The organism is Thioalkalivibrio sp. ALE21, from assembly GCF_003208255.1.
Classification (GTDB): domain Bacteria; phylum Pseudomonadota; class Gammaproteobacteria; order Ectothiorhodospirales; family Ectothiorhodospiraceae; genus Thioalkalivibrio; species Thioalkalivibrio halophilus.
Genome location: NZ_QKMA01000001.1, coordinates 195485 through 217172, shown reverse-complemented (window position 1 = coordinate 217172; position 21688 = coordinate 195485). Strand labels below are relative to the sequence as shown.

Here is a 21688-nt window from a genome sequence, read left to right as displayed (position 1 = left end):
TCACTCCTGGTCGCATGGCGCGCACCGGCCTCACGCCGGTCGCGGGGTGCTCATTGAACGCCCCGCCGTGACAGGCGTCAACGCGAGCGTGCACATTGATCAGCGTTTCCCTAGACTCCCGTCGATCAGGCGTCACGAGGAAACGCGAATGAACCGGTACGGCGGATGCAACGGTCCGGCCCTGCTGCTCGGCCTGCTGGGGGTACTGCTGGCCCTGCCGGCTGCGGCCGGCCAGGCCTTCGTGAACATCGGCACCGGCGGGGTCACCGGGGTCTACTACCCCGCCGGCCAGCACCTGTGCCGGCTGTTCAATGCGGCGCGCGACGAACACGGCATGCGCTGCACCGCCGAGAGCACCGGCGGCTCGGTGTTCAACCTGAACATGATCCGTTCGGGCGACATGGACTTCGGCGTGGCCCAGTCGGACCTGCAGCACCACGCCTACCACGGCAGCGGACGCTTCGAGGCCTTCGGCCCGGCGCGTCACCTGCGGGCGATGTTCAGCCTGCACCCCGAACCGCTGACCCTGGTGGTGCACCCGGATTCCGGCATCGAAAGCCTGGATGACCTGCGCGGCCAGCGGGTGAATATCGGCAACCCCGGTTCGGGTCAGCGCGCGATGATGGAAGAACTGCTGGACGAACTCGGCTGGGACCACGACACCTTCGCCCGGGTCGCCGAACTGCCCTCGCGCGAACAGACCCAGGCGCTGTGCGACAACCGCGTGGATGCCTTCGTGTTCTCGGTCGGGCACCCGTCGGCCGCGATCCAGGAACCCATCGCCACCTGCAACGCCCGGCTGGTCTCGCTGGAGGGCGAAGCCATCGACCGGCTGGTGAACGAAACCCCGTATTACATGGCCGCCGAGATCCCGGCCCGGACCTATCCCGGACAGGAAGACACCATCCGCACCTATGGCGTGGGCGCGACCCTGGTCACCTCGGAGCGCACCAGCAACGAGGCCGCCTACGCCCTGACCCGCGCGGTGTTCGAGAACTTCGACACCTTCCGCGGTCTGCACCCGGCGTTCGCGGGACTGGAGCGCGAGGCGATGGTCGACGAAGGCCTGTCCGCGCCGCTGCATCCGGGGGCGCGGCGCTATTTCCGCGAGGCAGGATGGATCCATGACTGAGCCCGAACGCACACCCCCGCAATCCGCCGCCCCGCAGGAGATCGAGACCGGTGCGCGCCATCCCGGAACAGCGACGCGCAGCCTGATCTTCGTGGTCGCGGTCGCGTGGTCGCTGTTCCAGTTGTGGATCGCCTCGCCGCTGCCGGATGCGCTGGACTGGTTCACGGTGTCCGACACCGATGCCAGGGCGGTGCATCTCGCGTTCGCGGTGTTCCTCGCCTTTCTGCTGTTCCCGGCCTTCCGGCCCACCGCGCGGCGCGCCCTGCCGACCCGCGCCTTCGGCTTCGCCTATGGCCTTGGCGGGCTCGCCCTGCTGGCACTGGGCGCGTGGCAGTTCGCCGGGCTGGAGCGCCTGGGCGAGGTGTATGCCGCGCTGGGCGTGGCCCTGCTGGCGGTGGCCTGGCCGCTGCTGCGCGGGCGCGATCCGCTGGACCGGGTTCCGCTGACCGACTGGATCTACGCCGGCGTGGCGGCATTCAGCGCCCTTTACCTGTACCTGTTCCACGAGGCCCTGGGCCAGCGTGCCGGGGCCCCCACGGAGGTGGATCTGATCCTCGCCGGCGTCGGCCTGATCCTGCTGCTGGAGGCCGCGCGGCGGGTGCTGGGGCCGGCGCTGACCCTCATCGCGGCAATCTTTCTGTTCTACACCTTCGCCGGGCCGCTGATGCCGGACATCATCGCCCATCGCGGCGCCAGCTACCCGCGCGCCATGGCCCAGCAGTGGCTGTCCAACGAGGGGGTGTTCGGGATCGCCCTGGGGGTCTCCACCAGCTTCGTGTTCCTGTTCGTGCTGTTCGGCGCGCTGCTGGAACGCGCCGGGGCCGGCGACTACTTCATCCGCGTGGCCTTCGCCCTGCTGGGGCATATGCGCGGTGGCCCGGCCAAGGCCGCGGTGATCGCCTCGGGCATGACCGGACTGGTCTCCGGTTCCTCGATCGCCAATACCGTGACCACCGGCACCTTCACCATACCGCTGATGAAACGCGTCGGCTTCCCCGCGCACAAGGCGGGGGCCATCGAAGTCGCCAGCTCGGTCAACGGCCAGCTGATGCCGCCGGTGATGGGCGCAGCCGCGTTCCTGATGGTGGAGTACGTGGGCATCACCTACGTGGAGGTCCTCAAGCACGCCATCCTCCCGGCCCTGATCGCCTACATCGCGCTGCTCTACATCGTGCATCTGGAGGCCTGCAAGGGCGGCATGGAGGGCCTGCAGCGCGCGGTTGGCGGCACCCTGCGCGGACGCCTGATCGCGTTCGGCCTGACCCTGACCAGCCTGATCATCCTCGCCGCCGCGGTGTACTGGGGGCTCGGCTGGATCAAGGACGTGGCGGGCGAGCGCGCCGCCTGGATCATCGCCGGTCTGTTGTTCGCGGCCTATCTGGTGCTGCTGTGGATCGCCGCGCGCGAGCCGGACCCCGAGCCGCTGGACACCGACCGCCCGCTGCCACGCATCGGCCCCACAGTGCTGGCGGGCATGCATTTCATCCTGCCGCTGGTGGTGCTGGTCTGGGCTCTGGTGGTGGAGCGCCTGTCCCCCGGCCTGGCCGCGTTCTGGGCGGTGGCCTTCATGATCTTCATCGTACTGACCCAGCGGCCGCTGGTGGCGCTGATGCGCGGCACGGGCGGCCTGCTGCAGGCCGCATGGGTCGGGGTCTGGGAGCTGTTCAACGGGTTCGCCACCGGCGCGCGCAACATGATCGGGATCGGGGTGGCCACGGCGGCGGCCGGAATCATCGTCGGCACGGTGGCGATGACCGGGCTCGGGCTGGTGCTGACCGACGTGGTCGACACTCTGTCAGGCGGCAACCTGCTTCTGGTCCTGCTGCTGACGGCCGTGATCAGCCTGATCCTGGGCCTGGGCCTGCCGACCACGGCCAACTACATCGTGGTGGCCACGCTGATGGCCCCGATCGTGGTCGAGCTGGGGGCCCAGAACGACGTCCTGATCCCGCTGATCGCCGCCCATCTGTTCGTCTTTTACTTCGGCATCATGGCCGATGTCACCCCGCCGGTCGGCCTCGCCTCGTTCGCCGGCGCGGCCGTCGCGAAGGCGGACCCGGTGCGCACCGGCCTCCAGGCCTTCGCCTACAGCCTGCGTACCGTGGCCCTGCCGTTCTTCTTCATCTTCAACAGCCAGCTGCTGCTGATCGGGGTGGACAACGTGTTCCAGCTGGCGCTGGTGTTCTTCGGCTCGCTGGCGGGGATCCTGGCGTTCACCGCGGCCACCCAGGGCTGGTTCCTGACCCGCAGCCGCTACTGGGAGTCCGCGCTGCTGCTGGTGGTGGCCTTCACCCTGCTCGCGCCGACGGTGCTGATGGACCGCATCGCGCCGGCCCATGTCAGCGAGGATCCGGCAACCCTGACCGAGGTGGTGGACGCGGCTCCGGACGGGGCCAGCCTGCGCCTGCGAGCGACCGGCCTGGATCTGGAGGGACGCGAGGTCACCCGCACGGTGATGTTCCCCCTGAGCGAGCGCCGTGACGACCCGCTGGAGCGCCTGTCGGAGGCCGGTCTGGACGTGGATCCGGAGGAAAGAACGCGCATCCGCACGGTTGCTTTCGGCAGTCCCGCCGCCCGCGTAGGCTTGGAAGGTGGCTGGGAGATCACCGCGGTGCTGGTGCCCACCGACCGGCCGAGCCCGTACTGGTTCTATCTGCCGGCGCTGGCCCTGGGGCTGGTGGTGGTGTGGAACCAGCGGCGGCGCGATCCGCCTGCGGGGCCCGGCCCGGCAACGGCGGCGCCGACGCTCCCGGCCTGAACCGCGCGGGGCCGCCCCCGACCGGCCGGATGCCGAACGCACCCGCGCGCCGCCACCCGAAACCCGCGGGAGACCGATGTCCGAGACCGCCGACCACAGCCAGGAACTCGCCCGCGCGGTACGCGAGGCCGCTGATGGCGGCCGCCGGCTGTGGATCGCCGGGGGCGGGACCCGGGCGGCGATCGCCCGCCCCGACACCCTGCCCGCGGACGTCGAGACCCTCGACGTGACCGCGCACCGCGGCATCACCCATCTCGCCCCCAGCGAACTGGTGGTCAGTGTGCGGGCCGGCACCCCGCTGGCCGAACTGCAGGCCGAGCTGGCGGCGGTGGGCATGATGCTGCCGTTCGAGCCGGGGGATCCCGGGCCGGGCGCCACCGTGGGGGGCATGGTGGCCACCGGACTGTCGGGTCCGCGCCGGCCGTGGACCGCCAGCCTGCGCGATGCCGTACTGGGCACCCGCGTGATCAACGGCTCCGGCGAGATCCTGCGCTTCGGCGGCGAAGTCATGAAGAACGTCGCCGGCTTCGACGTCTCGCGCCTGATGGCCGGCAGCCTGGGCGGCCTCGGGGTCCTGCTGGAGGTCAGCTTCAAGCTCCTGCCGCGCCCCGCTCACGAGCTCACCCTGCAGCGGAACCTGGACGCCGCCGGCTTCATCGACGCCTGTCGCGAGCTCGGTCGTACGGCCCTGCCCCTTTCCGGGCTGGCGTGGAACGACGGCCGCATGTACCTGCGTCTGAGCGGCGGAGAACAGGCGGTCACGGAAGCCGCCGAGCGCCTGGGGGATGCCCCGGCCGCGGATGGCGAAGGCTTCTGGAGCGGTCTGCGCGACCATCGCGCGGAACCCTTCACGCGCGAACCCGCGCCCGGCGAGCGCCTGTGGCGCATCGTCGTGCCCCCGGCCACGCCCCCGCCGGAACTGCCCGGCGAGTGGCTGCTGAACTGGGGCGGCGGGGAGCGCTGGCTGCGCAGCGAGACCGACCCGGCGCGGGTGCGCACGGCGGTGGAGGCCGCCGGCGGACACGCCCGCATCTGGCACGGGGACCCGGCCGGTGCGCCGCGCCTGCATCCGCGCGGCACCGCCCTGGAGGGGCTGGAGGCCCGGGTGCGACAGTCCATGGACCCCGAAGGCATGTTCCACAGTCCGCTGCTGCCCGGCTCCCCGGCCCGCGCCACCGGTACCTGAAGCGAGCACTCCCATGGACACCCGTATCCACGAACGCTACGCCGACGACCCGACCGCCCGCATCGCCACACAGGCCCTGCGCAACTGCGTCCACTGCGGTTTCTGCAACGCGACCTGCCCTACCTATCAGGAACTGGGCGACGAGCTGGACGGCCCGCGCGGGCGCATCTACTTGATCAAGCAGGTGCTGGAACAGGGCGAGGCCGATGCGGCCACCGGGCGCCACCTGGATCGCTGCCTGACCTGCCTCAACTGCATGACCACCTGTCCCTCCGGGGTCAACTACGCGCATCTGGTGGAATTCGGCCGCGAGGCGGTCGAACGCGACATCCCGCGCGGCTGGCGCGAACGCCTGCTGCGCGCGGCCCTCAAGCGGGCCCTGCCCGCCGGGTGGCCGTTCCGCCTGGCCCTGGGCGCCGGGCGCCTGGCCCGCCCGCTGCTGCGCGGCGAACTGCGGGCCAAGGTGCCGGCCGCCCTTCCGGCCCCGCCGCGCCCCGGGCGACCCGCCGGCGGGCCAGTGCTGCAGGGCGGGGCCGTACCCTTCGAGCACGGCCGCGTACTGCTGCTGGCCGGCTGCGTGCACGACGCCATCGACGCGCGCATCAACGCGGCCTTCCAGCGCCTGATGGCCGCGCGCGGCATCGAGGTCGTGCAGGTCTCCGCGGCGCGCTGCTGCGGTGCGGTGGAGCATCATCTGAGCGACACCGAGCGCACCCATGCCCGGCTGCGCGCCAATCTCGACGCCTGGGCACCGGCACTGGATCGCGGGGTGGACGCGGTGGTCTCCACCGCCAGCGGCTGCGGGGCCATGCTACGCGACTACGCCCACCTGCTGGAGGGCGACGACGAATACCAGGAGCGGGCGCGCGAGCTCACCGCCCTGGTGCGCGACCCGGCCGAGCTGTTCGACGCCGATACCGTCACCGCGCTGGGGATCGAGGTCGCCGACGAGGACCGCCGGATCGCCTGGCACGCCCCCTGCACCCTGCAGCACGGCCAGGGCCTGGCCGGACGCGTGGAACCGCTGCTGCGGGCGGCCGGCTGCGAGGTGCTGCCGGTCGCCGAGGGGCATTTGTGCTGCGGCTCGGCCGGGACCTATTCCATCACGCAGCCGGCCATGGCGCGGCAGCTGCGCGACCGCAAGCTGGCAAACCTGGAGGCCGCGGCCCCGGCGCGCATCGTGTCGGCCAACATCGGCTGCCTGAGTCACCTGCAGTCGGGCACCGAACGCGGGGTGGAACACTGGCTGAGCCTGCTGGACCGCCACCGCCGGGAAGGGTGACCATGAACCGGCGCGGGGAACTCCCGCCGCGCCGTGGGGGCGCTTGCCCGCACCCCGGGCGGGGCCTACATTCGCGCCATCCGATTCCCGAGTACTGCAGAAGGTTAAATCATGACCACCTCCTCCTTTCTTCCGCCGCAACGCACCCTGATGGGGCCCGGCCCCTCCGACGTGAACCCGCGCGTGCTGAGCGCCATGAGTCGCCCGATCATCGGCCACCTGGACCCGGTGTTCGTCGGCATGATGGAAGAGATGAAGGGCCTGCTGCAGTATGCCTTCCAGACCGAAAACGCGCTGACCCTGCCGGTCTCCGCCCCCGGCTCGGCCGGCATGGAGACCTGCTTCGTGAACCTCGTCGAACCGGGGGACAAGGTCATCGTCTGCATCAACGGCGTGTTCGGGACCCGCATGAAGGAGAACGTGGAACGCTGCGGCGGCACCGCCGTGGTGGTGGAAGACGACTGGGGCAACCCCGTCTCCCCGGACAAGGTCGCGGACGCGCTGAAGGGCAATCCGGATGCAAAGATCCTCGCGTTCGTCCACGCCGAAACCTCCACCGGCGCGCGCTCGGACGTCGAGACCCTGTGCCGGCTGGCCCGCGAGCACGACTGCCTGACCATCGTGGACGCGGTCACCAGCCTCGGCGGCAGCCCGCTGAAGGTCGACGAATGGGGCGTGGATGCCATCTACTCCGGCAGCCAGAAGTGCCTGTCCTGCACCCCCGGCCTGTCGCCGGTCAGCTTCAGCCAGCGCGCGGTGGACCGTATCCAGGCGCGCAGCCACAAGGTGCAGAGCTGGTTCCTCGACCTGAACCTGGTCATGGGCTACTGGGGTGGCGGCAGCAAGCGCGCGTATCACCACACCGCCCCGATCAACGCCCTGTACGCCCTGCACGAGTCACTGGTGATCCTGCAGGAAGAAGGCCTGGAAAACAGCTGGGCGCGCCACTGCCGTCACCACGACGCTCTGCGCGCCGGCCTCGAGGCCATGGGCCTCGAATTCCTGGTGGCCGAGGAACACCGTCTGCCGCAGCTCAATTCCGTATATGTCCCCGAGGGCGTGGACGAGGCGGCTGTGCGCGGCGAGCTGCTGGAACGCTACGGCCTGGAGATCGGTGCCGGCCTGGGGCCGTACGCCGGCAAGGTGTGGCGCATCGGCCTGATGGGCTATGGCGCGAACGAACGCAACGTGCTGACCTGCCTGTCCGCTCTGGAGGCGGTACTGGCGGATCGTGGTGTGGTGGAACCCGGCCGGGCGATGGCGGCGGCGCGTGCGGCCTATGCCCGCATGGATGCCACCGGCAGCACCGGCTGAACAAACGACCCGAGGAGGCTTTGATGACCCTGAGCGAACTGCTGAACTACCTGGATCGGCACATGGACACGGAATTCCTGGACGGCGATGCCGCCGGCACCCTGGCAAAGGCCCGCAACGGCGAACACAAGGACCCGATCGTGGCCGAAATCCTCACCGCGCTGATGGACGGGGCCGGTGCCGACGGCCCCGACACCACGCTGGAGCGTGCCGAGGCGGTCAAGTCGATCGGCCCGGTGCGCCTGAAGTACATGGCCGACGATGCCCCGGTGGAGGGTTTCCGCCTGGTGGAGAAGACCATCACCACCATCGACGCCGCCTACAACGAGGAGGCCCTCGCCGCCCGCGGCTGACCCGGACCCGCGTCCGTGGTCAGGTGATCCGCCGGAGCATGCCGCGCCGGCGGAACACCCGGGCGAATACCCGCCCGGTGTGGTACCAGTGCAGCAGCCAGGCCTCGCGCCACAATACCGGTCCCCGGGCAGCATGACGGCCGGGCTCGGCGGGGCACGGCTGCAGGTGCAGACCCAGCCCGCGCGCGATCGCCAGCGCCCGGGCCAGGTGATAGCGGCTGGTCACCAGCACCGCCGGCGGATCGTCCGAGCCGGCGCTCTCCTCGCGCATCAAATCGCGCGCATGGCGCAGGTTCTCCAGGGTATGCGTGGAGCGGTCCTCGATGCGGATGCGCGCGTTCGCGACGCCCCGTTCACGCAGGAACGCCGCCCCGGCCGCCGCCTCGCTGGGCCCCTGTGCCGCGGTCTGCCCGCCCAGCAGCAGCACCCGGGCTTGCGGATGCCGGCGCAGCAGCCGCAGCGCCCGTAGCAGCCGCAGGCGATATCCGGGGGTCGGATGCCCCTCTTCCAGCTGCATCCCCGCCACCAGCACGGTACCCACCTCCCGCGGCCGGCAGGCTGCATGCGCGGTGCAGCGCACGCCGTGCCACGCCAGCAGCAGGCTGATCCCCAGGGTCGCCAGGATCACGACCTGCGACAGCGCGAACATCGCCAGCCCGTCCGTACCCACGCGTTCCAGGGTTACCCGGCGATGCTGCGCCAATGTGACCTCCATGATCAGTATGAGAATGATCGGCATCCGGGCCTTGCCGAAGGCTGACACAACCCGCCGCCGGCGTAACACCTTCGTTTGAAGGGTACCAAGCCCGGGGTCTTACCGGTATCATCGCCTCCGACCAGGGACATCAGGGGGAAATTATGGGGGCGCAGACGGCATTCGAGCAGGAAGTCGCCCGATTGATCGTGGACAGCCTGAACCTCGAGGAAACGGCGCCGGAAGACATCGAGCCGGAGGCCCCGCTGTTCCGCGAGGGTCTGGGGCTGGATTCCATCGATGCCCTCGAGCTGGCTCTGGCGATCGGTCGCGCGTATGGCGTGCAGATCCGTTCGGACGACGAGGACAACCTGCGGATCTTCGCATCCCTGCGTGCGCTGAGCGAACATATCGAGGCGAACCGGACGTCCTCGTGACGGCACGGCCGGCCGCTGCGGTCGCGCTGGCCTACCCGGTGTCAGTGATCGCCGGGCAATGGGTCGAGCTGCAGCCGCTGCCGCTGGTCCTGCTGACGCTGCTGGTGTTTCTCGCCGTGGCCACGTCGCTGCGCCCGCGGGCACGCATGCTGCTGGGCACGGGGCTGCTGGCGGCGCTGGCGCTGTTCGGTCTGACCCCGGCCGGCGAGTGGCTGATCCACGCGGTGCCGGTGCTGGTCCCGGGCCTGATCGCGGCGCTGTTCGCGCGCTCGCTGCGGTCCGGCTCCACGCCACTGATCACGCGGTATGCCCTGGAAATGGGGGCCTCGGACAGCCCCGCGGTCCATCGCTATACCCGGATCATCACCGCCATCTGGGCGAGTACCTGCGCCCTGCTGGCGCTAGTGTCCGCCGGACTGTCGCTGTTCGCGCCGACGACCGTATGGGCGGTCGTGGCCAACGGCCTGAACTATCTTCTGCTGGGAGTCCTGTTCATGCTGGAATATCCGCTGCGTGCCCGTTTCCTGCCGGATGAACCCCGCGAAGGCTTTGTCGCCTATCTGATGCAGCTGGCGCGGGCCGATCATCGACGTCTCCTGAGGCAGCCATGAGCGAAGCCGCTGCCCTCGCCTGCCCGCTGCTGACGGACGCCGACACGCCTCTGGCCCGGGTCGGCGGACGCCCGGTGTCGCGCGCCGCCTGGCTGGCCGACGTCCGCGAACTGGCCGCCCGCCTGCCCGAGGCGCCGGCGGCCTTCAACCTGTGCGAGGACCGTTACCGGTTCTCGGTCGCGTTCGGCGCCATCCTGCTGCGCGGACAGATGAACCTGCTGCCGCCGGCGCGCGGGCGCACGGTGCTGGGCGAGATCGCCCGTGGCTATCCCGAAGCGGTCGCACTGGTGGACTCCTGCGAGGAGGACTTCCCCCTGCACACCCTGGCGGTCAGCGCGCGTGGCGACGCCGGGGGCGGGAACGAAGACCGTCCCGCGGACATCCCGATGATCCCCCGGGATCGCACTGCGATCCTCGGTTTTTCATCCGGCTCCACCGGGACGCCCACCGCCCATCCACGACGCTGGGGGGATCTGGTCGCGGTCACCAAGCAGGCGCTGCAGCGCCTGAAGCTGGACCGCACCCCCGGGCATACCCTGGTCGCCACCGTGCCGCCGCAGCACATGTACGGGCTGGAGTCCACGGTGCTCCCGGCCCTGCTGGGCCCCAATACCCTGCTCGCCGAACGTCCGTTCTACCCTGCCGACGTGCACGCGGCACTGGAGCGCGAGACCCGTCCGGTGCTGATCTCCACGCCTTTCCACCTGGGGACCTGCCTGCGTTCCGGCCAGTCGGCCCCGTCCGCGCCGCGCCGCATCCTCTCCGCCACCGCACCGCTGGAAGCCAGCACCGCGAAGGAGCTCGAGGCGCACTTTGGCGCCCCGGTCAACGAGATCTACGGCTGCACCGAGGCCGGTGCCATCGCTTCCCGCCGCACGGTCCGGGAACACCACTGGACCCCGTACCCGGGTGTGCATGTCCGCGCCGACGGCGATGCCTCCGGTCTGGCCCTCGCGCATGGTCCGCAGCATCGCGAGCCGGTTCCCCTGCCGGACTGCATCGAGGTCGCCGAGGACGGCCGCTTCCGCATGACCGGACGCCTGGCCGACATGCTCAATATCGCCGGCAAGAGGGCCTCGCTGGTCGAACTGAATCGCCACTTGCAGACCCTCCCCGGAGTCGAGGACGGGGTGTTCATTCCGCCCGCAGACAGTTCGGATGCCGCCGGGATCGCCCGGCTGGCGGCGCTGGTGGTGGCCCCGGAGCTGAGCGAGACCGACATCCTGGAGCAGCTCGCCGAACGCCTCGACCCGGCGTTCCTTCCGCGCCCGCTGGTACGGGTGGACAACCTGCCGCGCTCGACCACCGGCAAGCTGCCGCGTCAGGCACTGCTGGAGCTGCTTGCCAGCCACGGGGAGCCCGTCTGAGATGCCCACCCTGACCAGTCAGCCCCGCCGGGTCCCGCAGGACCACCCGGCACTTCCGGGTCATTTCCCCGGGAACCCCGTGGTGCCCGGCGTGATCATCCTGGAACAGGTGCTGGACGCAGCCGGAGAACTGGGGCTGGCCGCCCCCGGCCGGTTCCCGCAGGTGAAGTTCGTGGCGCCGCTGCACCCCGAAGCACCGTTCCGCGTGGAGATCGACGAGCCCGGGCGCCGCGGCTCTCGGGCCTTCCGCTGCGTCCTCGATGACGGGTCCGCCACCCTGCTGTGCGCGGGACAGCTGGACCCCGAACCGCCGGCCGACCCGTCATGAGCGGGGACTGGCGCGCTCAGGAGGAACGCGGCAGTCCCCTCGCCCTGCGCATCATCCTGTGGGTCGCGCTGCGCCTGGGGCGCCCGGCCGGGCGCCTGCTGCTGTACCCCATCACCGCCTATTTCCTGCTGCTGGCACCGCGCGCGCGGCGCCACAGCCGGCAGTATCTGCGGCGGGTGCTGGGGCATCCGCCGCGCGTACGCGATGTCGCCCGCCACCTGCACAGCTTCGCCACGGTGATCCTCGACCGGGTGTTCCTGCTCGCCGGGCGCGAGCAGGCCCTGGACATCCGCGTGCACGGCGCCGACATCTTCCACCAGGCACTGGACTCCGGGGACGGCGCGATCCTGCTGGGGGCCCATCTGGGCAGTTTCGAGGCCCTGCGGGCCCTGGCCGTCGGCCATCACGACTTCCCTGTCCGGGTACTGATGGACGCCGACCACAACCAGGTCATTACCCGGCTGCTGGACTCGCTCAACCCCGAGGTCGCGCACAGCGTGATCCCGCTGGGACGCACCGACACCCTGATCCGCGCCCGCGAGGCGGTGGAACGCGGCGAGATGGTGGGCATGCTGGGCGATCGGGTGGTGGAAAACGACCGCACCGTGGAATGCGAATTTCTCGGCGACCGCGCGGTCTTCCCCATGGGGCCGATGCTGCTGGCGACGGTGCTGAAGGTGCCGGTGATCCTGTGTTTCGGACTCTATCGCGGCGGCAACCGCTACGATATCGTCTTCGAACACTTTGCCGACGCGATCGAGGCGCCGCGGGCACACCGCGACGCGGTGCTGCAGGAGTGGACCTGCCACTATGCCCAACGCCTGGAGGCCCATGTGCGGGACGCCCCGTGGAACTGGTTCAACTTCTATGATTTCTGGCATGACGACTGACCACCTCCGCACCCGCGGGCCCGCCCGGCTCGCATGGCTGGCCCTGCTGCCCTGGCTGTGGCTGCCGCTGCCGGCCGCCGCGGACACCCTGGATGCGATCCTGGCGGCCCTGAGCCTCGACGCCCCCGCGGAGATGGCCTTTCGCGAAGTCCGCCAGGACCCCATGCTGCAGTCGGAGGACCGCCAGAGCGGCCGCATCGCCTTCGAGCCCCCGGATACCCTGATCCGCGAGACCGACGGCCGGCGCGGCGAGCACGTGCGCATCGAGGGCCGGGAGCTGACCCTGACCCGGGGCGATTCGGTGCGCGAGATCCGTCTGGACGAACAACCCGGGCTGGAGGCCTTCGCCGGGCTGTTCCGCAGCCTGCTGCAGGGCGACCGCGAGGCCCTGGAAGCGGGCTTCGAGGTCGAACTGGACGGCGATCTCGAAGCCTGGGAACTGGAGCTGCGCCCGCGCGACCGCGCGCTGCGCCGGGCGATCATCGAGATCACCATTCGCGGCCGCGAAGGCGAGATCCGGCGCATGGACACCTGGGAATCCGGCAACCGCACCAGCCGCATGCATTTCGAAGCACCGGCATCCGGCGACCCGCCCAGCGAACGCGACTGACCACGCATGTCGTCCCTCCCCTCGCGTGCCGCGGTCACGCTGTGGCTGGCCGGCCTGCTGATCGCGGCCCTGATCCTCGGCCTGCGCGGCGAGATGGCCACCGATCTCGGACGCTTCATGCCCGACCCCGGAGCCGAGGCCGGGCTGCCGCTGGACGTCGACGCCGGGCCGGGCGCCCGCCAGCTGCTGCTGGCCATCGAGGGCGGCGATGCCGCACGGCGGGCCACGGCCTCCGACGGACTCGCCGACGCCCTGCGCGAGGACCCGGCGGTCGCCGGCGTCCACAACGGACGCGGCGATTTCGACCCCGAGGCGCTGGAAGCCATCCTGGACCTGCGCTATCTGCTGAGCCCGGCGGTCACGCCCGAGCGCTTCTCCCGGGAACACCTGGACACCGCGTTCGCCGAGCGCCGCGACGACCTCTCCAGCGCGGTGCCAACGATGCCGCGCGAGCTGATCCCGCGCGACCCCACCGGCGAACTGCTGGAACTGGGCGAGCGCCTGCGCGACCCGTTCGGCGACGCAACCCGCGGGCAGCACGGCGTATGGACCGACCCGGCCGGCGAGCGGGCCCTGCTGGTCGTACGCATCGCGCCCGAGGCCGCGGGCCTGGAGGAACAGACGGAACTGCTGCAGCGCGTCGACCGCGAGTTCACGGCCCTGGCCGCCGATGACCTGAATCTGCTGCAGGCCGGGCCACCCGCGATTGCGGTGGAATCGCGCGAGCGCATCCGCGCCGAGGTCACCGCCTTCAGCCTGGCCGCCTCGCTGGCGCTGGCGGTGCTGCTGCTGGTGGTTTTCCGCCACCCCCATCCGGTGTGGCTGGCGGCGATCCCGCTGGGCAGCGGGATCCTCGCCGGCGCGGCCGTGGTCACGCTGGTCTTCGGCCATCTGCACGGGATCGCGCTGGCCTTCGGCATCACCGTGCTGGGGGTCGCACTGGACTACCCCCTGCATCTGTTCGCACACGCCGGCCGCCGGGCTGCCGCACGGGTCGCCGGGGAACTGTGGCCGGCGCTGGTGCTGGGCGCCGGCTCCACCGCGCTGGTCTACGCGCTGATGGCCGCGACCTCGTTCCCCGGCATGGCCCAGCTGGGTCTCTTCGTGCTGACCGGGATCCTGGTCGCCGCCGCGGTGACCCGCTGGGTCCTGCCGGCCCTGCTGCCACGCGGCGCACGCGAACGGGGCCTGCCGGAACCGCGGCTGCCCCTGCCCTCGCTGCGGCCGCGCGGACAGCGAGCGGGCCTCGGGCTGCTGCTGGTGGCGGTGATCGCGGCGCTGGCCGTGCTGCTGAGCCGCGACCCCTTCCCGTGGAACGACCAGCTCACCGCGCTCAATCCGGTCCCCGAGGAGGCCATCGCCCTGGACCGCGAACTGCGCGACGCGCTGGGGCTGCCGGACGTGCGCCATCTGGTGCTGATCCGGGGGGAATCCGCCGACGCCGTGCTGCAGGCCGCGCACGCGCTGGACGAACCGCTGGAGGCGCTGCGCGACGCGGGGGCAATCACCGGTTTCGACCATCCCGCGCGGATCCTCCCGGATATCGTGACCCAGCGCGAACGCCAGGCGGCCCTGCCCGAGCGCGACACCCTGGCCGAACACGTGGAACGGGCCGTGCGGGACCACGGCTTTCAGGCCGAGGCCTTCACGCCGTTTCTCGATGACGTGGAACGCAGTCGCGAGATGGACCCGGTGACCCCTGACAGCCTGCCCGACGGGCCGCTGCGCCAGGCGCTGGAACCGCTGTTGCTGGCCCCGGGCGAACATTCGGCGGCGGGCCATGAACGGGCCTGGATCGGACAGGTGCTGCTGCGCGGGCTGAGCGACGCCGGCGCCGTGAGCCAGCGCCTCGACGCCGACGCCCCGGCCGGCGGGGCGGAAATCGGGCTGGTCGACCTGCGCGCCACCACCGAGGCCATGGTCGCGGATTTCCGCACGGCGGCCCTGACCCGCCTGGCCCTGGCCGCGCTGGCGGTCACCGCCCTGCTGTGGCTGCTGACGCGCGATCCCGGGCGCAGCCTGCGCATCGTGACTGCAGTCGCGGCCGGCTTGCTGCTGACTACCGCCAGCCTGCTGCTGCTCGGGATCGAGCTGACCCTGTTCCACCTGATCGCATTGATGCTGGTGATCGGGCTGGGGCTGGACTACGCGGTATTCCTCGGCCGCCCGGGCGCCATGGAACCGGACGAGGCCCGGCGCACCCGCCGCTCGGTGACCCTGTGCGCCCTGTCCACCGGTCTGGTTTTTGCTCTCCTGGCCCTGTCCAGCCTGCCGGTGCTGCGCGCCCTGGGTCTCACCGTGGCCCTGGGCGTGGTATTTTCCTACGTGGCGGCCCTGTTGCTGGCCCGTCCCGTGAACCCGTCCCCGACGCCCGAGGCCCCCGGCCCCGGGCCGGGGTTGTTGCGCTCGAGGAAGAACCCGACTCCATGAATGCCCTGGCCATTACCGCCCACACCCAGACCAGCGCCGCCGGCACCGGCAACGCCGCGGGCGCGGCCGCGCTGCGCGCGGGCCGCAGTGGCCTGCGGCGCTGCGACCTGCCCGACGTGGATCTGGAGACCTTCATCGGCCGCGTCGAAGGCCTGGAAGATCACCCGCTGGAAGGCGAGCTGGCGGCGTTCGACTGCCGCAACAACCGCCTGGCCGAACTCGCCCTGCAGCAGGACGGCTTCCTCGCCGCGGTGGATGCCGCGATACGTCGCCACGGGGCCGACCGGATCGCGGTGCTGCTGGGCACCAGCACCTCCGGGATCGCGGCCACGGAGGAGGCCTACCGGCGACGCGATCCGGCGACCGGCGCCCTGCCCCCCGACTACGACTACCGTCACACCCAGAACATGTATTCGCTGGCGGACTACGTGGCCACGCGCCTGGGCCTGAGCGGGCCGGCCATGGTGGTCTCCACCGCATGCTCCTCCAGCGCCAAGGTGTTTGCCGATGCCTGGCGCCATATTCACGCGGGCATCTGCGACGCGGCCATCGTCGGCGGGGTCGATTCCCTGTGCGGCATGACCCTGTACGGCTTCAATGCGCTGCAGCTGGTGGCGCCGGAGCCCTGCACCCCGCTGGATCGTCAGCGTCGCGGCATCTCCATCGGCGAGGCCGCCGGCTTCTTCCTGCTGGAACGCGCCGAGGACGCCCCGGCGGACGCCCCGCGCCTGACCGGTCACGGCGAGTCCAGCGACGCCCATCACATGTCCGCGCCCCACCCCGAGGGTGCGGGCGCCGCACGGGCCATGCGCGAGGCCCTGCAGCGCGCCGGGCGCGAAGGACACGAACTGGACTACGTGCTGATGCATGCCACCGCCACCCCCGCCAACGACCGCTCGGAGGCGCGTGCGCTGGCCGATGTCCTGGGCCCGCGGGCACGCTGCGCCGGCACCAAGGGCCTCACCGGCCACACCCTGGGCGCGGCCGGGGCGGTGGGCGCGGCCCAGGCCCTGGCCAGTCTGGCCGGCGGCTTCGTGCCCGGCACTGCCGGACTGACCGACCCGGACCCCGAACTGGGTCTGGATGCGCGCGCGGCCAGCGAAGAACGCCCGGTGCGCCGGGTGCTGCTCAACGCCTTCGGTTTCGGGGGCAACAACTGCTCGCTGCTGCTGGAGGCCCCGTGCTGAATCCCGTCGGCATCCACGCGGTCGGGCTGATCGGGCCCGGGCTGGCGGATTTCCCGTCGGCGCGGGAGATCCTCGCCGGGCGCGAGGAGCACCTGTACGCACCGGTGCAGATCCCGCCCACCAGCCTGCTTCCGGCCAACGAACGCCGTCGCACCACACAGACCATCCGTCTGGCCCTGCGTGCGGCAGAGGAGGCCAGCGAGGGCGGTGACCGCACGTCGATGCGCAGCGTGTTCGCCTCCTCCAGCGGCGACATGGACATCATCGACCGCATCTGCGAGGCGCTGACCCACCCGGACCCGGCGGTCTCGCCCATGCAGTTTCACAACTCGGTGCACAACGCCGCGGCCGGCAACTGGTCCATTGCCACCCGCAACCCGGCACCGGCCACCGCCCTGTCCGGCTTTACCGGTACGGTGGCCGCCGGGCTGCTGGAGGCGGTCACCCTGCAGCTGTCCGAAGGCGGCGAGGTCCTGCTGGTCTGCTACGACGTCCCGTCCATGGAGCTGTTCCGCGAGGTCCGCCCGGTCACCGAGAATTTTGCCTTTGGCCTGCGCCTGGGACCGGTCGCGGGCGCGCAGTGGCAGCTGCGCCTGGACCCCGGGGGGAACGGTCCCGATACCCCGTGCCGGGCGCCGGCGCTGGAAGCCCTGCGCGCCACCAATCCCGCGGCCCGGGCCCTGCCCCTGCTGGAACGTCTGGCCGGCGCCCACCACGACGCAGTGGTCCTGGAAGCCCCCGCCGGGCGGGTACTCGGGCTGCACGTGGAGGAAGCCACGCCATGATCCTGGACGCCGCCGCCATCCGCGAGCGCCTGCCGCATGCCGGCGCGATGAGCCTGCTCGACGAGGTCGTGGCCCACGATGCCGACCGCATCCACTGTCGCGCCCGCTCGCACCGTGATCCGGACAACCCGCTGCGCGGCGAACCCGGCCTGCACGCCCTGGCGGCACTGGAATACGGCGCCCAGGCGATGGCCGTGCACGGCAGCCTGGGCGCGGCGGACAGCGCACCACCCCGCGCGGGCTATCTCGCTGCAGTGCGTGACCTGCAGATCCACGCGCGGCGCCTGGACACCGTCGAAACCGCACTGGACATCCACGCGCAGCGGGTGATGGCCGACGCCCGCAGCTCGATCTACGATCTCGCCGTGGAAGCCGGCGGCGAACGCCTGCTGGCGGCCCGCGCCACGGTCATCCTGGAATCCGGAGAAACCCCATGACGCGACGCGCACTCGTCACCGGCGGCAGCGGCGCCATCGGCGCGGCCATCGCCCGGGATCTCGCCGCCGCCGGCTGCGAGGTCTTCGTCCATGCCAACCGCAATACCGAGGCCGCCACGAGCATTGCCGAAGAAATCCGCGCCGACGGCGGGCGGGCCGAGGTGCTGGGCTTCGACATCACCGACGCCGACGCCACCCGCGCGGCGCTGGAGGCCGAGATCGCCCGCGGACCGTTCCAGATCCTGGTGCACAACGCCGGGGTGCACGACGATGCCCCGCTGGCCGGCATGACCCCGGAACAGTGGCGCCGACCGCTGGAGGTCTCGCTGCACGGCTTCTACAACGTGATCCAGCCGGCGCTGCTGCCGATGATCACCACCCGCTGGGGCCGGGTCATCGCGGTGACCTCGGTGGCCGGTGTCACCGGGAACCGCGGCCAGGCCAACTATGCCGCCGCCAAGGCCGGGCTGCACGGGGCGATCAAGTCGCTCGCCCAGGAGGTCGCCAGTCGCGGCATCACCGCCAATGCGGTCGCGCCCGGCATCATCGAGAGCCCGATGAGCGAATCCGCGTTCGATGCCGACACCATCCGCCGCATGGTGCCCATGCAGCGCGCCGGCGAGCCCGCCGAGGTCGCCGGGCTGGTGGGCTATCTCGCCTCCGAGGCCGCCGGCTACGTCTCCGGGCAGGTCATCGGCATCAACGGTGCTCTGGCCTGATGCCCCGGACCGCGCAACCATGACCGAGCCCGTCGTCTTCGCCGTGATCCCGGCCCACAACGAGGCCGCGACCATCGAGGCGGTGGCCGCCGCCGCGCGGGCGCAGGTCGACCGGGTACTGGTGGTGGACGACGGTTCCGCCGACGACACCGCCACCCTGGCAGCCACCCATGCCGAGGTCCTGCGCCTGGAACCCAATCGCGGCAAGGCCGGTGCCCTGTGGGCCGGGATGCAGCAGGCGGTGTCCGCAGGCGCCGACGCGGTGGTCACCCTGGACGGCGACGGCCAGCACGACGCCACGGAAATCCCGGCGCTGATCGCCGCCTGGCGGGAACACCCCCGACACCTGATCCTCGGTGCCCGGCTGAAGGAGCGCGAAAGTACCCCGCCGCTGCGCCTGTTCGGCAACCGGGTCGCGGATTTCTGGATCGGCTGGGCCTCGGCGCAGCCGCTGCGCGATTCGCAGTCGGGCTTTCGCCTGTACCCCGCCGATCTGCTGCGGCAGATGCGCATCCCCCACGGGCGCGGCCGCTCGTTCGTGTTCGAGAGCGAGGCGCTGATCGCGGCCGAACGGCACGGCTTTCCGGCGCGTCTGGTACCGGTACGCTGCATCTATCCCGAGGATCGCCGCCCCAGCCATTTCCGCCCGGCGGCCGATACCCTGCGCATCATCTTCATGGTCGCCGGTCACCTGCTGCGCCGCGGAATGCGCCCGCTCGGACTGTGGCGCTCCCTGCGCCGGCCGACCGTCGAAGACCCCGTGGAAAGCCCCTGATCCTCGCCCTACACTCAAGGATCCCATGCGATGTACAAACAGATCCCGGAGGGAACCATGCGATACAGAACCCTGATCCTGGTGATCATCGCCGGCCTCTTCCTGATCGCCGGCTGCCGGGGCACCGCCCCGGTGTATAACGTCAGCGACACCACCATCACCAATGCGCAGGGCGAACGTCCCGGTGCCGAGGTAATGTCGCAGGCAATCCGCGATGCCGGCGCACGGCTCGGCTGGCGCATGGAGGAGGTCGAACCGGGCGTGATGGAAGGGGCAATCCGCGTGCGCGATCACACGGCCGTGGTGGAGATCCCGTATTCCGCCGGGCAATACCGCATCGACTACAAGGACAGCACGAACCTCAACCACACCAACGGCGAGATCCACCCGAACTACAACCGCTGGATCGAGAACCTGGACGACCAGATCCGGGCCGAGCTCTCGCGCCGGTAGCCCGGGATCCGCACGGGTCGGTTCCGGGGCGGGACCGGGAGCGGCTCAATCGGGGCGCGGGCGCTCCGGATCGGACCGGCGCTCGCGCTGCCCGGCCTCTTCCGGATCGGAGGCATCGGACAGGCGTCCGGACTCCTGCGGGCCCCGGTCGCCCGACTCCGAAGATTCGCCGCCGCCCTGACCCGGATCGAAATCGCGCTGGTGGGTGTTCGCCAGCATCTTGCCCGCCCGATCCTCCAGGCGTTCGCGGGTGGGCTTGTCGGCCAGCTCCTCGGCGCTCTGCGCCAGATGGTGATAGAGATCGCGGTAGGTGCCCGCCATGCTGGCGAACAGCGTGGCCGTACGGTCGAAATGATCGTTCACCTGCGAGCGGTAGCGCGTAAGCTCCTGCATGCGCTGATCCAGCTCTTCTTCCAGCTGACGGATCAGCTTGCGTTCGTCGCTGGTCACCCGACCGACCCAGAAGCCGACCAGCGCCGCCACCACGATCGCCAGGATGCCGAGGGCCACCCACAGCCCGACTGCCGTCTGTTCTTCCACCGCTGTCACCTTTTTTCGCTCCGGCGCGCCGCCGGCGTTGCTTCCGGAGCCCCGGGCCTTTCCCCGGGGCGTCCCGGGGCCATTGTGCCCCACGCTCCGTGCGAACGCACATGCTACCCTCGCACAAACCCCCGGAAAGCAAGGATTCCCACGATGCAGGATTCGCCGCGCGCGCAGCAGATCCGGCAGGCCCATGCCACGCTGATCCATCTGGTGGTGCAGGCCTGCCAGAACCCGCAGAGCCGACAGGAGCTGGAGCCCGTCCTGGAACAGGCGATCCAGGGCGGCTGGACGGACCTGGTCGCCCGCATCCGTCAGGTGCTGGACGGCCAGCGCGACCCGTCTCTTTTGAACGGTCTGGACGAGGAAGACAACACCATTCTTTCGTCCATTCTCACCGGCCTGCAGGACCCGGCCACGCTGCCGGACCCGAACCAGACCGCCGATGCCGCGCAGGCCGCGCCGGGCCTTGCCCAGATGATCCACGGAGCATCCCGCGGCGATCCGCAGTCGCTGCACTGGCTGTCGCAGATGGCCGAGCAGATGACCCGCGCGGGCGGCGACATGGCCCGCCTGGGCGGTATCGCCAAGCGCCTGGTGGATGGCGAACGCGATCCTGAGGTGCTGTGTCAGGGCATGGGTCCGCAGGGCGAGAACCTGGTGCAGTCCATCCTGAGCGAACTGGGCAAGCTGGAACGTCACTGACGGAAACCGCGAGCGACCCATGCCCCGGCCCGCTGTCCCGTACCTCCGCGCCCCCCGGACCGTTCTCCTGGTCCTGCTGGTGGTGGCATTCGCCGGCTGCGCACCGGTACAGGTGCAGCCGCCTCCCGATCCGGACCCCGCGACACAGGTGCTGATCATCGACCATGGACGACACAGCAGTCTGCTGCTGCCGGACGCGGACGGCCGGCACTGGCTGCGTTATTCCTACGGGGACTGGCGGTTCTATGCCGAACGCCGTACCGGGCCCTTCAGCGCGCTGGCCGCGCTGGCCTGGCCGACCCGGGCCGCGCTGGGACGCCAGGTGCTTGCCGGCGACCATCCGGAAGAAGCCCTGCGACGTGACCTCCGGGTCCCGGTGCGCGAGGTGCTTGCCCTCACGGTCGATGCCAACGAGGCCGCCGCACTGCGCGAGGATCTGGAAGAACTGTGGCGCACGGGGCAGGACGACCGGCGCGAGATGGCCGTGTGGGACATGGCGTTCGTGCGGCACCCGATTCCGTACAGCCTGCGCCACAATTCCAACCGCATGATCGCGTTGTGGCTGGCCGAACTGGAGGTTCGGGTATCACGGTCGCCCATCCTGTCACGCTGGCAGGTGTGTCCGGTGGCCCCGGGGAACGCAACGGAAGACGACGACGCACCGGACTGCTGACCGGACGCCCTGACCGCACCGG

At 71.0% G+C, this 21688-nt stretch carries 23 protein-coding genes; 21 read left to right on the top strand and 2 right to left on the bottom strand.

Annotated features, from left to right (window positions below):
- Positions 1-148 precede the first annotated feature (148 nt).
- The 6 genes from D893_RS01010 to D893_RS00985 all read left to right on the top strand — a co-directional run bounded on the left by D893_RS01010 (position 149) and on the right by D893_RS00985 (position 8025).
- Complete coding sequence (locus D893_RS01010) at positions 149-1132, top strand: TAXI family TRAP transporter solute-binding subunit (protein ID WP_110618948.1); 984 nt, start codon at positions 149-151, stop codon at positions 1130-1132.
- Positions 1125-3890 carry a TRAP transporter permease gene (locus tag D893_RS01005; RefSeq protein WP_110618947.1) on the top strand — a complete coding sequence of 922 codons (2766 nt, stop codon included), beginning with the start codon at positions 1125-1127 and terminating at the stop codon, positions 3888-3890. The genes D893_RS01010 and D893_RS01005 overlap by 8 nt, the downstream gene beginning before the upstream one ends.
- A gap of 76 nt (positions 3891-3966) precedes the next feature.
- The gene (glcE, locus tag D893_RS01000; RefSeq protein WP_110618946.1) at positions 3967-5076 is read left to right on the top strand and encodes a glycolate oxidase subunit GlcE; all 1110 of its coding nucleotides are present in this window, start codon (positions 3967-3969) and stop codon (positions 5074-5076) included.
- 13 nt (positions 5077-5089) lie between these two features.
- Positions 5090-6358, top strand: a complete 1269-nt coding sequence (glcF, locus tag D893_RS00995; RefSeq protein WP_110618945.1) for a glycolate oxidase subunit GlcF — start codon at positions 5090-5092, stop codon at positions 6356-6358.
- 111 nt (positions 6359-6469) lie between these two features.
- Positions 6470-7672: an alanine--glyoxylate aminotransferase family protein gene (locus D893_RS00990; RefSeq protein ID WP_110618944.1), complete on the top strand. Its 1203-nt coding sequence runs from the start codon at positions 6470-6472 to the stop codon at positions 7670-7672.
- A gap of 23 nt (positions 7673-7695) precedes the next feature.
- Positions 7696-8025, top strand: a complete 330-nt coding sequence (locus D893_RS00985) for a hypothetical protein (RefSeq protein ID WP_018946938.1) — start codon at positions 7696-7698, stop codon at positions 8023-8025.
- 19 nt (positions 8026-8044) lie between these two features.
- Here D893_RS00985 and D893_RS00980 read toward each other — a convergent pair whose 3' ends face one another.
- Complete coding sequence (locus D893_RS00980) at positions 8045-8764, bottom strand: YdcF family protein (protein ID WP_077244353.1); 720 nt, start codon at positions 8762-8764, stop codon at positions 8045-8047.
- A 119-nt stretch (positions 8765-8883) separates the two neighbouring features.
- Here D893_RS00980 and D893_RS00975 point away from each other — a divergent pair, with 119 nt between their 5' ends.
- From D893_RS00975 to D893_RS00915, 13 genes are read left to right on the top strand one after another with little or no spacing between them, the layout of a single operon-like run.
- Positions 8884-9156: a phosphopantetheine-binding protein gene (locus D893_RS00975; protein ID WP_018870250.1), complete on the top strand. Its 273-nt coding sequence runs from the start codon at positions 8884-8886 to the stop codon at positions 9154-9156.
- Positions 9153-9767: a ketosynthase gene (locus D893_RS00970; RefSeq protein ID WP_110618943.1), complete on the top strand. Its 615-nt coding sequence runs from the start codon at positions 9153-9155 to the stop codon at positions 9765-9767. Before D893_RS00975 ends, D893_RS00970 begins: the two co-directional genes overlap by 4 nt.
- Positions 9764-11134: an AMP-binding protein gene (locus tag D893_RS00965; protein ID WP_077244354.1), complete on the top strand. Its 1371-nt coding sequence runs from the start codon at positions 9764-9766 to the stop codon at positions 11132-11134. Before D893_RS00970 ends, D893_RS00965 begins: the two co-directional genes overlap by 4 nt.
- Position 11135: 1 nt before the next feature.
- The gene (locus tag D893_RS00960; protein WP_018946934.1) at positions 11136-11462 is read left to right on the top strand and encodes a hypothetical protein; all 327 of its coding nucleotides are present in this window, start codon (positions 11136-11138) and stop codon (positions 11460-11462) included.
- Entirely contained in the window at positions 11459-12352 is an 894-nt protein-coding gene (locus D893_RS00955) for a lipid A biosynthesis acyltransferase (protein WP_110618942.1), read from the top strand. The genes D893_RS00960 and D893_RS00955 overlap by 4 nt, the downstream gene beginning before the upstream one ends.
- Positions 12342-12962 carry a LolA-related protein gene (locus D893_RS00950; protein WP_110618941.1) on the top strand — a complete coding sequence of 207 codons (621 nt, stop codon included), beginning with the start codon at positions 12342-12344 and terminating at the stop codon, positions 12960-12962. Before D893_RS00955 ends, D893_RS00950 begins: the two co-directional genes overlap by 11 nt.
- Before the next feature lie 6 nt (positions 12963-12968).
- A complete protein-coding gene (locus D893_RS00945) occupies positions 12969-15392 on the top strand; it encodes an MMPL family transporter (protein WP_110618940.1) in 2424 nt (807 codons plus the stop codon).
- A complete protein-coding gene (locus D893_RS00940; protein WP_077244358.1) occupies positions 15389-16579 on the top strand; it encodes a beta-ketoacyl-[acyl-carrier-protein] synthase family protein in 1191 nt (396 codons plus the stop codon). Before D893_RS00945 ends, D893_RS00940 begins: the two co-directional genes overlap by 4 nt.
- A complete protein-coding gene (locus tag D893_RS00935; protein WP_038036161.1) occupies positions 16576-17364 on the top strand; it encodes a beta-ketoacyl synthase chain length factor in 789 nt (262 codons plus the stop codon). Before D893_RS00940 ends, D893_RS00935 begins: the two co-directional genes overlap by 4 nt.
- A complete protein-coding gene (locus D893_RS00930; protein WP_018946928.1) occupies positions 17361-17801 on the top strand; it encodes a hypothetical protein in 441 nt (146 codons plus the stop codon). The genes D893_RS00935 and D893_RS00930 overlap by 4 nt, the downstream gene beginning before the upstream one ends.
- On the top strand, positions 17798-18520 hold the full coding sequence (gene fabG, locus D893_RS00925) for a 3-oxoacyl-ACP reductase FabG (protein WP_018946927.1): 723 nt from the start codon (positions 17798-17800) through the stop codon (positions 18518-18520). Before D893_RS00930 ends, fabG begins: the two co-directional genes overlap by 4 nt.
- Positions 18521-18539: 19 nt before the next feature.
- Positions 18540-19295, top strand: coding sequence for a glycosyltransferase family 2 protein (locus D893_RS00920; RefSeq protein ID WP_110618939.1), 756 nt, complete (start codon positions 18540-18542; stop codon positions 19293-19295).
- A gap of 57 nt (positions 19296-19352) precedes the next feature.
- On the top strand, positions 19353-19748 hold the full coding sequence (locus D893_RS00915; RefSeq protein WP_110619006.1) for a hypothetical protein: 396 nt from the start codon (positions 19353-19355) through the stop codon (positions 19746-19748).
- A gap of 45 nt (positions 19749-19793) precedes the next feature.
- On the opposite strand, the gene D893_RS00910 is transcribed toward D893_RS00915, so the two are convergent.
- The gene (locus tag D893_RS00910; protein ID WP_018870263.1) at positions 19794-20288 is read right to left on the bottom strand and encodes a YhcB family protein; all 495 of its coding nucleotides are present in this window, start codon (positions 20286-20288) and stop codon (positions 19794-19796) included.
- Positions 20289-20441: 153 nt separating this feature from the next.
- Here D893_RS00910 and D893_RS00905 point away from each other — a divergent pair, with 153 nt between their 5' ends.
- Both D893_RS00905 and D893_RS00900 read left to right on the top strand, forming a co-directional pair.
- Positions 20442-20993, top strand: coding sequence for a hypothetical protein (locus tag D893_RS00905; RefSeq protein WP_024328771.1), 552 nt, complete (start codon positions 20442-20444; stop codon positions 20991-20993).
- A 19-nt stretch (positions 20994-21012) separates the two neighbouring features.
- A complete protein-coding gene (locus tag D893_RS00900; RefSeq protein ID WP_110618938.1) occupies positions 21013-21666 on the top strand; it encodes a DUF2459 domain-containing protein in 654 nt (217 codons plus the stop codon).
- Positions 21667-21688: the final 22 nt, after the last annotated feature.

Coding starts and splice junctions, on each gene's coding strand:
- D893_RS00965 (WP_077244354.1), top strand. CDS start 9,764: ATGAGCGAAGCCGCTGCCCTCGCCTGCCCGCTGCTGACGGACGCCGAC.
- glcF (WP_110618945.1), top strand. CDS start 5,090: ATGGACACCCGTATCCACGAACGCTACGCCGACGACCCGACCGCCCGC.
- D893_RS01010 (WP_110618948.1), top strand. CDS start 149: ATGAACCGGTACGGCGGATGCAACGGTCCGGCCCTGCTGCTCGGCCTG.
- D893_RS00980 (WP_077244353.1), bottom strand. CDS start 8,764: ATGCCGATCATTCTCATACTGATCATGGAGGTCACATTGGCGCAGCAT.
- D893_RS00945 (WP_110618940.1), top strand. CDS start 12,969: ATGTCGTCCCTCCCCTCGCGTGCCGCGGTCACGCTGTGGCTGGCCGGC.
- D893_RS00930 (WP_018946928.1), top strand. CDS start 17,361: ATGATCCTGGACGCCGCCGCCATCCGCGAGCGCCTGCCGCATGCCGGC.
- glcE (WP_110618946.1), top strand. CDS start 3,967: ATGTCCGAGACCGCCGACCACAGCCAGGAACTCGCCCGCGCGGTACGC.
- D893_RS01005 (WP_110618947.1), top strand. CDS start 1,125: ATGACTGAGCCCGAACGCACACCCCCGCAATCCGCCGCCCCGCAGGAG.
- D893_RS00960 (WP_018946934.1), top strand. CDS start 11,136: ATGCCCACCCTGACCAGTCAGCCCCGCCGGGTCCCGCAGGACCACCCG.
- D893_RS00950 (WP_110618941.1), top strand. CDS start 12,342: ATGACGACTGACCACCTCCGCACCCGCGGGCCCGCCCGGCTCGCATGG.
- D893_RS00900 (WP_110618938.1), top strand. CDS start 21,013: ATGCCCCGGCCCGCTGTCCCGTACCTCCGCGCCCCCCGGACCGTTCTC.
- D893_RS00940 (WP_077244358.1), top strand. CDS start 15,389: ATGAATGCCCTGGCCATTACCGCCCACACCCAGACCAGCGCCGCCGGC.
- D893_RS00990 (WP_110618944.1), top strand. CDS start 6,470: ATGACCACCTCCTCCTTTCTTCCGCCGCAACGCACCCTGATGGGGCCC.
- D893_RS00955 (WP_110618942.1), top strand. CDS start 11,459: ATGAGCGGGGACTGGCGCGCTCAGGAGGAACGCGGCAGTCCCCTCGCC.
- fabG (WP_018946927.1), top strand. CDS start 17,798: ATGACGCGACGCGCACTCGTCACCGGCGGCAGCGGCGCCATCGGCGCG.
- D893_RS00905 (WP_024328771.1), top strand. CDS start 20,442: ATGCAGGATTCGCCGCGCGCGCAGCAGATCCGGCAGGCCCATGCCACG.
- D893_RS00915 (WP_110619006.1), top strand. CDS start 19,353: ATGCGATACAGAACCCTGATCCTGGTGATCATCGCCGGCCTCTTCCTG.
- D893_RS00920 (WP_110618939.1), top strand. CDS start 18,540: ATGACCGAGCCCGTCGTCTTCGCCGTGATCCCGGCCCACAACGAGGCC.
- D893_RS00985 (WP_018946938.1), top strand. CDS start 7,696: ATGACCCTGAGCGAACTGCTGAACTACCTGGATCGGCACATGGACACG.
- D893_RS00975 (WP_018870250.1), top strand. CDS start 8,884: ATGGGGGCGCAGACGGCATTCGAGCAGGAAGTCGCCCGATTGATCGTG.